The organism is Pseudoxanthomonas spadix BD-a59 (genome assembly GCF_000233915.3).
Taxonomy (GTDB): domain Bacteria; phylum Pseudomonadota; class Gammaproteobacteria; order Xanthomonadales; family Xanthomonadaceae; genus Pseudoxanthomonas_A; species Pseudoxanthomonas_A spadix.
Window position 1 is genome coordinate 606,566 of sequence record NC_016147.2, and the last position, 12,344, is coordinate 618,909.

General features: G+C 66.3%; 11 protein-coding genes. 3 read left to right on the forward strand and 8 right to left on the reverse strand.

The window, feature by feature from the left end; all coding sequences use genetic code 11:
- Window positions 1-4 precede the first annotated feature (4 nt).
- Complete coding sequence (locus tag DSC_RS02665) at window positions 5-1,882, forward strand: copper resistance system multicopper oxidase (protein ID WP_043290350.1); 1,878 nt, start codon at window positions 5-7, stop codon at window positions 1,880-1,882.
- A complete protein-coding gene (locus tag DSC_RS02670) occupies window positions 1,879-2,928 on the forward strand; it encodes a copper resistance protein B (protein WP_083833435.1) in 1,050 nt (349 codons plus the stop codon). The genes DSC_RS02665 and DSC_RS02670 overlap by 4 nt, the downstream gene beginning before the upstream one ends.
- A gap of 352 nt (window positions 2,929-3,280) precedes the next feature.
- Here the strand turns inward: DSC_RS02670 and DSC_RS02675 are convergent, their stop codons facing one another.
- The 4 genes from DSC_RS02675 to DSC_RS02690 all read right to left on the reverse strand — a co-directional run bounded on the left by DSC_RS02675 (window position 3,281) and on the right by DSC_RS02690 (window position 6,877).
- Window positions 3,281-4,273, reverse strand: coding sequence for an aldo/keto reductase (locus DSC_RS02675; RefSeq protein ID WP_014159579.1), 993 nt, complete (start codon window positions 4,271-4,273; stop codon window positions 3,281-3,283).
- Between the two features lie 160 nt (window positions 4,274-4,433).
- Window positions 4,434-5,171, reverse strand: coding sequence for an SDR family oxidoreductase (locus DSC_RS02680; protein WP_014159580.1), 738 nt, complete (start codon window positions 5,169-5,171; stop codon window positions 4,434-4,436).
- Between the two features lie 111 nt (window positions 5,172-5,282).
- Window positions 5,283-5,879 carry a flavodoxin gene (locus tag DSC_RS02685; protein ID WP_043290352.1) on the reverse strand — a complete coding sequence of 199 codons (597 nt, stop codon included), beginning with the start codon at window positions 5,877-5,879 and terminating at the stop codon, window positions 5,283-5,285.
- A gap of 14 nt (window positions 5,880-5,893) precedes the next feature.
- Window positions 5,894-6,877 carry an aldo/keto reductase gene (locus DSC_RS02690; RefSeq protein WP_014159582.1) on the reverse strand — a complete coding sequence of 328 codons (984 nt, stop codon included), beginning with the start codon at window positions 6,875-6,877 and terminating at the stop codon, window positions 5,894-5,896.
- Window positions 6,878-6,965: 88 nt separating this feature from the next.
- On the opposite strand from DSC_RS02690, the gene DSC_RS02695 reads away from it, so the two are divergent.
- Entirely contained in the window at window positions 6,966-7,859 is an 894-nt protein-coding gene (locus tag DSC_RS02695) for a LysR family transcriptional regulator (RefSeq protein WP_014159583.1), read from the forward strand.
- 36 nt (window positions 7,860-7,895) lie between these two features.
- Here DSC_RS02695 and DSC_RS02700 read toward each other — a convergent pair whose 3' ends face one another.
- The 4 genes from DSC_RS02700 to DSC_RS02715 all read right to left on the reverse strand — a co-directional run bounded on the left by DSC_RS02700 (window position 7,896) and on the right by DSC_RS02715 (window position 12,343).
- Complete coding sequence (locus DSC_RS02700; RefSeq protein ID WP_014159584.1) at window positions 7,896-8,864, reverse strand: aldo/keto reductase; 969 nt, start codon at window positions 8,862-8,864, stop codon at window positions 7,896-7,898.
- 291 nt (window positions 8,865-9,155) lie between these two features.
- Window positions 9,156-10,130, reverse strand: coding sequence for an SDR family oxidoreductase (locus DSC_RS02705; protein WP_202944900.1), 975 nt, complete (start codon window positions 10,128-10,130; stop codon window positions 9,156-9,158).
- Window positions 10,130-11,224 carry an alpha/beta hydrolase gene (locus DSC_RS02710; protein WP_043290355.1) on the reverse strand — a complete coding sequence of 365 codons (1,095 nt, stop codon included), beginning with the start codon at window positions 11,222-11,224 and terminating at the stop codon, window positions 10,130-10,132. The genes DSC_RS02705 and DSC_RS02710 overlap by 1 nt, the downstream gene beginning before the upstream one ends.
- Window positions 11,225-11,266: 42 nt before the next feature.
- Entirely contained in the window at window positions 11,267-12,343 is a 1,077-nt protein-coding gene (locus tag DSC_RS02715; protein ID WP_014159587.1) for an alpha/beta hydrolase, read from the reverse strand.
- Window position 12,344 lies beyond the last annotated feature (1 nt).

Here is a 12,344-nt window from a genome sequence, read left to right on the forward strand (position 1 = left end):
ATGCATGCGATCCAGACCTTCAGGTGCGAACGTCGAAGAACAACGCCTGCTTTCCCGAAGGCAGTTCGTTCAAGGGTTGGCGGCGGGGGGTGCGGTGCTGGGCCTGGGGCTGTGGCCGAAGCAAAGCTGGGCACTACGCTCTCCGGGCCAGCTCGAAGTTCTCGCCGGCACGCAGTTTGACCTGAGCGTGGGCGAGACCGCGGTCAACTACACGGGCAAGACGCGGCCCGCCATCACCGTCAACGGTTCGGTGCCCGCACCGATCCTGCGCTGGCGCGAAGGCACGCGGGTGCAGCTGCGGGTCCGCAACGACCTGCCCCCAGGCTCGATCCACGGTGACTCCACGTCGATCCACTGGCACGGCATCCTGCTGCCGGCGAACATGGATGGTGTGCCCGGTCTCAGCTTCGATGGCATCGGCCGCGGCGAGAGCTACCTGTACGAGTTCGATGTTCGCCAGGGCGGCACCTACTGGTACCACAGCCACTCCGGCTTCCAGGAACAGGGCGGCATGTACGGGCCGCTGATCATCGATCCCATCGCACCCGAGCCGTTCTCCTACGACCGCGACTACGTGGTGTTCCTGTCCGACTGGACCGACATGGATCCTGCGCGTCTGTTCGCCCGCCTGAAGAAGTTGTCGGAGTACGACAACTACTACCAGCGGACGGTAGGGGACTTCTTCCGCGACGTAAGCAACGACGGGCTGCGTGCGACCCTGAGCGACCGCGCGGCCTGGGGCCGCATGCGGATGACGCCCACCGACCTGTCGGACGTCAACGCGCACACCTACACCTACCTGATGAACGGCACCACTTCGCTGGGCAACTGGACCGGCCTGTTCCGCAGCGGCGAGAAGATCCGGCTGCGCTTCATCAACGGCTCGGCGATGAGCTACTTCGATGTGCGCATCCCGGGCCTGAAGATGACGGTGGTCGAGGTCGACGGCCAGTACGTCCATCCGCTGACGGTGGACGAGATCCGCATCGCCACCGCCGAGACCTTCGACGTGATCGTCGAACCGACCGGCCAGGACGCCTTCACCCTCTTTGCCCAGGACAGTGCCCGTACCGGCTACGTCAGCGGCACGCTGGCGGTGCGTGAAGGGCTGCGTGCACCGGTGCCGGCGGTCGATCCGCGTCCGCTGTTGACCATGGCCGACATGGGACACGGCGACCACGCCGCGCATTCGGGACACGGCGCGACGCCGGCCGCCGCCGATCCGCATGCCGGGCATGGCGCCACACCGGCTTCGGATCCACACGCTGGCCATGGTGCCGCAGCATCTGTCGATCCACATGCCGGCCACGGCGCCTCGGCCACGGCCATGCAGGGCGCGCCGGCCGGAGGCATGCAGATGCAGGCGCACCCGGCCAGCGAGACCGGCAACCCCCTGGTCGACATGCAGACCATGACGCCGGCGCCGCGACTGTCCGATCCGGGCATCGGCCTGCGCGGGAACGGCCGCAAGGTGGCGACGTATGCCGACCTGAAGAGCCTGTTCCCGGATCCCGACGGGCGCGAGCCTGGCCGCACGGTCGAACTGCACCTGACCGGGCACATGGAGCGTTTCGCCTGGTCGTTCGACGGGATCAAGTTCGCCGATGCCGAGCCGCTGCGCCTCAACTACGGCGAGCGCATGCGCATCGTGCTGGTGAACGACACCATGATGGCGCATCCGATTCACCTGCACGGCCTGTGGAGCGACCTGGAAGACGAACAGGGCAACTTCCATCTGCGCAAGCACACCGTGGACATGCCTCCGGGCACGAAGCGCAGCTACCGAGTCCGGGCCGATGCGCTCGGGCGTTGGGCCTACCACTGCCATCTCTTCTTCCACATGGAATCGGGCATGTTCCGGGAAGTGAGGGTCGAAGAATGAGGAGCCCAACGAAAACGATGCTGTGGGCTGGGCTGGCCGTCGTCCTGTCGCTCCCTGTCGGCGCCTACGCGCAGCACGCCGGGCATGGCCAGCCTGCGACGTCAAGTGCGACGACGGACCGGCAGGAAGAAGATGCGACGACGCAGCCTCCCCATGCCGGCATGGATCATTCGAAGCGTTCGCAGGAGACCCATTCCGAGCACGCCGGCAGTGGTGACGACCACGCGCAGATGGATCATGGACAACAGGACCGTCCGCAGGTCGACCACTCCCAGATGGACCATTCCGAGATGGACCATTCCGAGATGGGGAACCCCGCCCTGCCACGCGAACCCATCCCTCCTCTCACCGATGCCGATCGCTCGGCGGCGTTCCCGTTGCTGAAGGATTACCACAAGCACGGCACCAGCCTGAACTCGTTCTGGCTCATGGACCAGTTGGAAGGGGCGAACACGGATGAAGGCAGGGAGATCGCCTGGGAGGGGATCGGTTGGGTCGGCAGCGACCTCAACCGCCTCTGGTTGCGAACCAAGGGTCACGCGCTGGACGAAAGCCTGCAGCGCGGGCGGATTGAAGCCTTGTACGGCCGCGCGATCCATCCCTGGTGGGATGCCGTGGTCGGCGTGCGCCGGGATTTTGGTGACTTCGGTGGAGGCGGAACGCCGCGCAACTGGGCCGCGTTCGGCGTCCAGGGTCTGGCGCCCTACAAGTTCGAGGTCTCGGCAACGGGCTACGTCGGAGAGGGCGGCGAGACGGCGGCCATCGCCGAGGTCGAGTATGAGATGTTGTTCACCAACCGGTTGATCGCCAATTGGGGGCTCGAAGCCAATTGGTTCGGGCAGACCGATCCGGAGGAAGTCATCGGTGCGGGCCTGAGTACCGTGGAGGGAGGCGTCCGCTTGCGTTACGAGATCACGCGGCAGTTCGCGCCCTACGTGGGATTCGAGCGCGAATGGAGTTTCGGCAAGACGTCGGACCTGCGCGGGCTTAGCAGTCATTCCAGAACCGACAACCGGTGGGTGATCGGCCTGCGCTTCTGGTTCTGACGAAGCTCTCGGGGCTGGAAAGATGGCAGGGGTGGGGCCAAGCGCTACCTTCTTCTAGGATCGCTTCTGCGACAGGCGAGCCGTCCGAGGCGATCCGGTCGACCACGACGTCCGTGTTGTGGCGTGCGAGATAGGTGGCGATGTCCGAGCCGGGTTCCGACCCATGCCGTCGTGGATGCCGGTCGGCATCCACGATCAGGACGGTCACGGATTCGGCATTGGAGATGAAAGCCATGCCCGTATTCTTCCCGGCGATGATGCCCCGGCATCGTCTGCCGCCACCCACTGCCGGCCATCGAAACGCCGTCACCGCCACTCCGCGACGGCCTGGCGGCGACGCCGGCCCTTCAGATCAGAGGCCGGTCATCTTGAGCGCTGCTTCCGGCAGGCGCTCGCCTTCCACCTTGATCTTGGCAACCTCGGCATTGAGCTGGGCGATGTCCTGAGGCTTCAGGTCGAGCGTGACCGCGCCGATGTTCTCTTCCAGGCGATTGAGCTTGGTGGTGCCGGGAATCGGCACGACCCAGGGCTTCTGCGCCAGCAGCCAAGCCAGCGCGACCTGGGCGGGCGTGGCGCCGTTGCGCCCGGCGACGGACTCGACCACCTTGACCAGCGCCATGTTGGCCTTGCGCGCTTCCACGGAGAAACGTGGCACGTGGTTGCGGAAATCGGTCGGATCGAACGTGGTCTTGTCGGTGATCTTGCCGGTCAGGAAGCCGGCGCCGAGCGGGCTGAACGGCACGAAGCCGATGCCCAGTTCCTCCAGCAGCGGCAACAGTTCCAGTTCCGGCCCGCGCCAGAACAGCGAGTACTCGCTCTGCACCGCCGTCAGCGGCTGCACGGCGTGGGCACGGCGGATGGTCTGCACGCCGGCCTCGGACAGGCCGAAATGCTTGACCTTGCCTGCGGCGATCAGGTCCTTGACCGCGCCGGCCACGTCCTCGATCGGTACCGCCGGGTCCACGCGGTGCTGGTACAGCAGGTCGATATGGTCGGTGCGCAGGCGCTGCAGCATCTTCTCGACCGCGCGCGCGATGTGCTCGGGCCGGCTGTCGGTGCCGAGGCCGCGCTCGCCGGCCTCCGGGTCGATGTCGAAGCCGAACTTGGTGGCGATGACCACCTGGCCGCGGATCGGCTGCAGCGCCTCGCCGACCAGTTCCTCGTTGGCGAAGGGACCGTAGGCCTCGGCGGTGTCGAACAGGGTGATGCCGCGGTCGTGGGCGGCATGGATGAGCTTGATCATCTCCTGCTTGTCGGCGGCCGGGCCGTACACGGCGGTCATGCCCATGCAGCCCAGGCCGAGGGCGGAGACTTCCAGGTCGTTTCCGAGTTTGCGGGTTTTCATGCTGTGTGCTCCATTCGTTGTCGATAGTGCCGGCCTGCGTCGAGCGGCCGAATCACGGATCGCCATGCAGGTGGGCCGTTGGATGCGGTGGGCGGGCGGCCCAGGCCCGTCGAACAGCCGGTGACCAGCCAGGTCGTCAGGGGATTGCCTCCTGGCGTGCTCAGAGTTCCTGCCGGGTGGGGCGGAACAGGATTTCGTTGATGTCCACGTCCTCGGGCTGGCTCATCGCAAAGAGGACGCAGCGGGCGAAACTCGATGCCGGGATGGCGGTGGCGGCGTAGAACTGCGCAACGCCCTCGGCGACCTCTTGCGCCTTGACCGATCCCGGCAGTTCCGTATCCACCGCGCCGGGGGAAAGCACCGTCGTGCGGATGTTGTAGGGCTTGACCTCCTGGCGCAGCGCCTCGGAGATCACGCGCACGGCGTACTTGGTGGCCGAATAGATCGCGCCGCCGGGGCCGACGCGGTGGCCGGCCACCGAGGAGACGTTGATGAACTGACCGGACTTCTGCGCCTTGAAGTGCGGCAGGGCGGCGCCGATGCCCCACAGCACGCCCTTGACGTTCACGTCGATACACTGGTTCCAGTCGTCGAAGGCCAGCAGTTCCAGCGGCGCCAGCGGCATCACGCCGGCGTTGTTGATCATCACGTCGATCCGGCCGAAGGTCGCCACCGCGTGATCGACGAAGGCCTGGACCTGCTCGCGCTCGCTCACGTCCACCTTGAAGACGGTGGCGTTGTCGCTGCCCAGTTCCCGGGCGAGCGCTTCGAGCCGGTCCAGGCGACGCGCCCCCAGCGCGACTTTGGCGCCGGCCTCGACCAGGTGGCGGGCGGTCTCGGCGCCCAGGCCGGAACTGGCGCCGGTGATGACGGCGACCTTGTTTGCGATGTTTTCCATGGGGGATGTCCTTTCTGTTCGGTGTCCGCGGCGGGCCCGGAGGATCCGGGCCCGGTGTGTGTTGTCGGGGGCGGTCGCCGCAGCGATGTGGCCGTTGCTGCGGCCCTGCCGTCATTTCCCGGTACGGATCCCATTGAGCCAGTCGTTCACCTGGTTCATCGTGCGCCGCTCCTGGTCGGCCTCCATGACGAAGCCCTGGCGCAGGCGCGCCTTGGGCGCGTGGCGGGCGAGCACGGACTGGCTGCTGCCCAGCCCGTAGCCGCCATGGGTGACGAAGGGGATCAGGACCTTGCCGGCCAGATCGTGCGCGGACAGGAAGGCGCGGATCACCGGTGGCGCGGTCTCGCCCCAGATGGGGAAGCCGAGGAACACGGTGTCGTAGCCGGCCATGTCGGCGACCTTGCCCGCCAGCGCCGGCTCGTAGCCGCTGTCGCGTTCCTGCCGCGCCTGCTCGACCGTGGCCAGGTAGTCCTCCGGATACGGGGTGGCGGGCCGGATCTCGAACAGGTCGGTACCGAGCGCGCGGTGGATCAGGCCGGCGACGACGCGGGTGTTTCCAGACCGGGAAAAATAGGCGACCAGCGTCGACGATCCTGCCTGCCGCGTCTCGCCGCCGCTGTCGGGCGCCGCCGCGGCGCAGCCCAGAGGGGCCGCGGCAAGGGCGGCCATCATCGTGCGGCGGACTGGATCGTGAGAGGGCGTCGTCATGTGTCGCTTCCGGGTCATCGCCCGACCAATGCCTGCATGGCCGGGGAATAGCGCTCGCCCTGTATCTCTACCCGGTGCAGCGTGTCGGCGATCCGGGCGAGGTCGGCCTCGGACAACGCGATGGCGGCCGCACCCAGATTCTCCTCCAGCCGGTGCAGCCTGGTGGTGCCCGGGATCGGCACGATCCACGGCTTGCGCGCCAGCAGCCAGGCCAGCGCGATCTGCGCAGGCGTCACGCCTTTGTCGTGGGCGATCCGGCCGAGCAGATCGACCAGCGCCTGGTTGGCCTCGAGCGCCTGCGGCGAGAAGCGCGGGACGCTGTTGCGGAAATCGTCGCTGCCGAAGGTCGTGCCGGCCTTGATGGTACCGGTCAGGAAGCCCTTGCCGAGCGGGCTGAACGGCACGAAGCCGATGCCCAGTTCCTCCAGCGTCGGCAGGATGTCTTTTTCGGGCTCGCGCCACCACAACGAGTACTCGCTTTGCAGCGCGGTCACCGGTTGCACGGCATGCGCGCGCCGGATGGATTCCGCGCCCGCTTCGGACAATCCAAAGTGTTTGACCTTGCCTTTGGCGATGAGGTCCTTGACCGCGCCGGCGACGTCCTCGATGGGCACATCCGGATCGACGCGGTGCTGGTAGAACAGATCGATGCGGTCGGTCCTCAAGCGCTGGAGCGCGGCGTCCGCCACCTCGCGGATGCGTGCCGGCCGGCTGTCCAGGCCCTGCGTGGAATCGCCGTTCCTGAAACCGAACTTGGTGGCGATGACGACCTGGTCGCGCACCGGCGCCAGGGCCTCGCCCAGCAGTGCTTCGTTCGCGCCCTGCCCATAAGCCTCCGCGGTGTCGAAGAAGGTCACGCCGCGCTCGAACGCGCTGCGGATCAGGGCGATGCCGTCGGCGCGGTCCACCGCGGGGCCGTAGCCGTAGCTCAGGCCCATGCAGCCCAGGCCGATGGCGGAAACGTTCAATTGGCTGTTGCCGAGTTGTCGGGTCTTCATGGCGTCCTCCGTGGGAACCAATCTAGGCCCGATCCATTGCCGACACTAGATGGCATAATCGGAATTGGTTGATAACAGGCCTGCATAAATGTCCATGGAGAGCTACGACCAGCTCGCGATCTTCTCGATCGTCGCGCGCGAGCGCAGCTTCACCCGTGCCGCGGCCAAGCTGGGCCTGTCGCAACCGGCGTTGAGCCGGTCCATGCGCCAGCTGGAAGAACGGCTGGGGGTCAGGCTCCTGGCGCGCACGACCCGCAGCGTGTCCCCCACCGAGGCGGGGGAACACCTGCTCAAGGTGGTCGCGCCCCGGTTCGAGGAAATCAGCAGCGAACTGGCTTTGCTCAGCGAGTTCCGCGACAAGCCTGCCGGCAAGCTGCGTATCACCGCCGGCGAGCATCCGGCGATCACGGTCCTGCAGCCAGTGCTGGAGAAGCTGCTACCCGACAACCCGGATCTCAACATCGAGATCATCGTGGACTACGGCCTGACCGACATCGTGGCCGAGAACTTCGACGCCGGCGTCCGCCTGGGCGAGCAGGTCGCCAAGGACATGATCGCGGTGCGCGTGGGGCCCGACATGCGCATGGCCGTCGTCGGCTCCCCCGACTACTTCGCCCGGCACCCGCGCCCGAAGACCCCGCACGACCTGACCGGACACAACTGCATCACCATCCGCCTGCCGACCTACGGCGGCATCTTCCCCTGGGAGTTCGAGAAGAAGGGGCAGGAGCTGAAGGTACGCGTCGAGGGCCAACTGGTGTTCAACAACATCGCCATGCGCCTGGACGCCGCCCTGAAAGGTCTGGGCCTCGCCTACATGCCCGAGGACCTGGTCGAGACGCATGTGGCAGAGGGACGGTTGGTTCGAGTGCTTTCCGATTGGTGCGAGCCGTTCTCGGGCTACCACCTCTACTATCCGAGCCGACGGCAGACCTCGCCTGCTTTTACGTTGTTCCGCGATGCGCTCCAGTACCCGGATTGAACGCGTCGACGTGTTTCCGACACACGAACACTCCGGCTATTTCACAGGCGCTTCCACCCCACTGAAGGCAAGCACCGCCGGCGGCAACCGCTCGCCTTGGATGGTCACCTTCGCAAGGGCTGCATTGAGTTCCTGAAGCTCCCCATCGTCGAAACCCACGTCGGCCGCACCGATGTTGTCGAGCATGTGCGCCATCTGCGTCGTGCCGGGAATCGGCACGATCCACGGCTTTTGCGCCATCAGCCAGGCCAGCGCGATCCGGGCTGGCGTCGTGTGTTTGCGCTCGGCCCAGGTCTCGATGAGGCGGACGAGCGACAGGTTGCGCGGCAGGTTCTCGGGCGAGAAGCGGGTTTCGATCCCGCGGATGTCGCCGGCGGCGAAGCGCGTGTTCTCGTCGATGGCGCCGGTCAGGAACCCCACGCCCAGCGGGCTCCACGGCACGAAGCCGATGCCCAGTTCCTCGCACAGCGGGAGGATGTCCTGTTCCGGACCGCGCCACAGCATCGAGTATTCGTTCTGCACGGCGGTGACGGGCAGCGCGGCGTGCGCGCGGCGCAAGGTCTGCGGCCCCATCTCGGACAGGCCCCAGTGCAGGACCTTGCCTTGCGTCATCAAGTCCTGGATGGCGCCGGCCACGTCCTCGATGGGCACCTGCGGATCGACCCGGTGCTGGTAAAGCAAGTCGATGCGGTCCGTGCGCAGGCGCTTGAGCATGCCCTCAACCACTCGCTTGACGTGGTCCGGCCGGCTGTTGAGCCCCGGGCCCCGTGCGCCCGTCTCCAGATCGATGTTCCAGCCGAACTTGGTGGCGATCACGATCTCGTTGCGGAACGGCGCGACGCCCTCGCCGAGGATCCGTTCGACTTCGTGCGGACCGTAGGCCTCGGCCGCGTCGTAGAAGGTGAGGCCACGGTCGAAGGCGGTCCGGATGATCCGGTGCATCTCGCTGCGCGAGGGGATCGTGGTCTGGTAGGTACGGCTCATGTTCTGCACGCCGAGCCCCACGCTGGAAACCTCCAATGGCCCCAGCTTGCGACGAGCGGTCAGGATGGCGTTTTTTGCACCCGGGCTGGCAGCGCCCGCCGCGCCGCTGGCCCCAGCTTTCGTTTCCTGTTCGCCTGAACCCTGGCATGCCGCCAACCCGGCCACCAGCGGAACCGCAGCAGCAGCCGTCGCGACCCCCACCAATAGCTTGCGGCGATGAGCGTTGGTCGGGGTGTTGTCCATCTCTCTCTCCACGTCGTGCGATTGAAGGGCCTGCTCGCGGCGAATGCCGGCGGCAGTTTCACGCTCTCACTACTCGAACCTTCCGCGGATCGCGTCGAGATCGCGAACGACCGCGGCGGGTTCCTTGGCCAGCGGCAGGTTGTCCCGGTCACGGATGCCGTCGTAGCCCGCCACGGGGTCGGCGGGCAGCGCCGAGAACAGCGGCTCCAGGTCGGTTTGCGCGGCCCCCTGTTCGGCGACCAGTTCAAAGGTCTTGCGGTTCGCGGCGGACGAGGTCAGCGAGGCGACGAGCACCTGGGCGATCTGGGCGCGGGCGACCACGCCATCGGAAGGGGATCCTGCCCAGTGCGTGTCGCCTTGCCGCAGGACCAGGCGATGTTGGTCCGGGGCGTTGTAGTCGAACCATCCGGGCCGCACGATGGTGTAAGGCAGTCCGCTGGCGCGCACGAGCCGTTCCCCGCGGCGCTTCCAGTCGTGCCAGACGCTGGGCTTCGTGACGCCGACGGCGGTCATCAAGGCGATTCGTGCCGGAGCCTTCAGGACGCCCAGGACGTTGCGCACCGCGCCGTAGTTCACCTGCTCGGCGCCTTCCGGATCGTTTCCGCCGATACCGTGGGTGAAGATGATGCCGGTGACGCCTGCGACCGCCTCGTGCAGCGTCTCGGCCCGGGTCAGGTCGCCGACGACGACCTGTACGCCGTCGGGAAACAACCTGGCCTGCGCCGGGTCGCGCACCAGCGCCCGGGTTTCGTAGCCCCGCCTCAACGCCTCCGCGACGGCCGGTACGCCAATGCTTCCGCTTGCGCAGACGACCAGGACAACGGGTTGATCGGGTCTCATGTTCGCTCTGCCGTTCTCGGACTGCACGTCCGCTAGTGGGGGCTGTGATCCTGCGATGGCGGCTCCTGTCGCCAACAAGGGCACCAGCAGGAACGCCAGCAGTACAGCCAGGATCGGGCGATTCATGTCGCGCACGCTTCTACATGCGAACACTCGGTCGATCTGCTGACGAGGACGGCGCAGATCGAACTCAAGCCGTCCCATCACAGGGTTCGCGCGTAGAACGGCTTCAGCTTGCCGAGTGCGGCCTCCACATACTTGGGCACCCAGTAGGTTTCGATGTGCGTGGCACCGTCGATCTTGAACAATTCCTTGTCCTTCGTGCCGGTGGCCTTCGGAAAGGCCTCCTCGGTCATGTACAGGCTGTCGGCCTTGCTGCCGGCGATCATCAGCAGCGGCTGGTCGATCAGCTCGATCTGGTCGGTGGCATCCCAGCGCATCAGGTCCAGCAGGCTGCTGGTGGTGTACTTGAAGGTCGAGCCGGAATGCGCGTGCGTCCGCCAGTAGTACTCGTAGCCCTGCCGGTACATCTCGAACGGCAGCGCGGCGATCTGCTCGTCCGTCATGTCGGCATCGCCGGAATAGAGGATCGTTCCTCCGGCCTTTTCCTGGGCACGTGCGTCCGTCGCCTGCTTCAGGCGTTGCTGGATCGAATCCAGTTGCGAATCGGCAAAGCCATTGCGACGAACCCGCCCGGAGTTGAACATGCTCAGCGTCGCAATCGACTTGAAGCGCTTGTCGGATTTCGCTGCGGACAATGAATAGCCGCCGCCGCCGCAAATGCCGAGCAGCCCCAGGCGCTCGGCATCGACACCCGGATAGCGGGTGATGAAGTCCGCCGCACCGTGGATGTCCTCGATGCGGAACTGCGGCTTGTCCGTGCTGCGCGGCTCGCCACCGCTGCCGCCCTGGTACGCGGCGTCCATCGCGATCGTGATGTAGCCCTGCTCGGCCAGGTGCCGGGCATACAAGCCCGCGACCTGCTCCTTCACGCCCCCGTTCGGGTGCGCCACGACGATCGCGGGATATTTCTGCTGCGGATCGTAGTTCGCCGGCGTGTAGACATTGGCAACGATATCCAGGCCATTGAGCGTGTACTTGACCGGGTGGATGTTGACCTTGCCGGGCTCGTTCCTGGTGATGGCGCCGGCATACACCAGCGTGAAGGGATTCTTCCTGTAGTCGGCTGCAACAGCGGTAGCGGTCATTGCGGGAACTCCGATGAGAGCACATGAAAAAGCGAGCGCCGAGGCTCCGAGGAACTCGCGCCGGGTCTTGTTGACGACTTCATCGCGCATTTGCGACTCCTTATTTTTTGCGTGTGCGGATGGGCCGCCGGTTCAATCCAGATGCTTCTCGGCGAGAAATTTCGACACCAGGTCGGCGATCTCGACGTTGTTGAGGTCGGACATCAGGAAGTGCGTGTTGCCGCGGACGCCGATCTCCGGCAGATGCACCAGCTGCGCGTCGCCGCCATGCTGGTTGATGGCATCGACCCAGAGCCTGGCCATGGCCAGGCGCACGCGCCAGTTGTCCTGTCCGCGCTCCGCGGTCGGTGCGGTCGGGAAGTTGTCGCCGTAGTAGATGACGATCGGGATGCGGGTGAGCTTCTCGAAATCCGCCAGCGGCACCGGCTCGGGCGACAGGGTGCCTGCAGCGCTCGGCATCTCCGGCGGCAGTTCGCCCTCCGGGAAGATGAACCCACTACCCGGTTCGAGCGCGACAATGCCCTTGACGTTCTGGCTCTTGATCGCCGTCAGCCAGCCCGGCCCGCCCGCCTGCGAATGCGAGAACAGGATGCCGGGCCCCGTCTTGTCGAACAGCGCGGCCATGGCATCGGAGATCACGCCGGCGTCGTAGGGGCCGGTGTTCGGGGTGACCGAGCGGAAGAACTGATCCAGCGTCTCCGGCTTGCGGTCGAACTGCACGTTGTCGAAGTAGTTCAGCCACTTTCCGAGCCGGAATTGATCGAAGAAGAGCTGATCGAAAGGCGTAGGCTCGACCGTCGCCGCCACGGTGCTGTTGCCTGCGCGACCGCGGCGCGGCTGGTCGACCAGATAGACCGGGAAACCCCGGCGCAGGAAAAGGGTCTGGAAGCCTTCCCGGCCGTCCGGCGTGGTTTCCCAGCTGCGCGCCGACTGGAACGCGCCATGCAGCATGACGATGGGCAGTGGCTTGGGGTTCTGCGGGAGCTGATAGAAGGCGTAGAGGTGATCGCCGTGGAACGTCTGCCCTGCGGTGGTCGGCTGGTTGTTGTCATAGGTACCGGGCGTGCTCACCACCTTCCCGCCGACAGCGAAGCTGCCTTGTTGCTGGATCACCAGGGGGCCGGTGGCGCTGGAGTCGCCGGGAGGGGGTGCGCAGGCAACAAGCGAAGTCAGCGTCATGAGAATCAGCACAGGCTTGGCAAAGTTCATG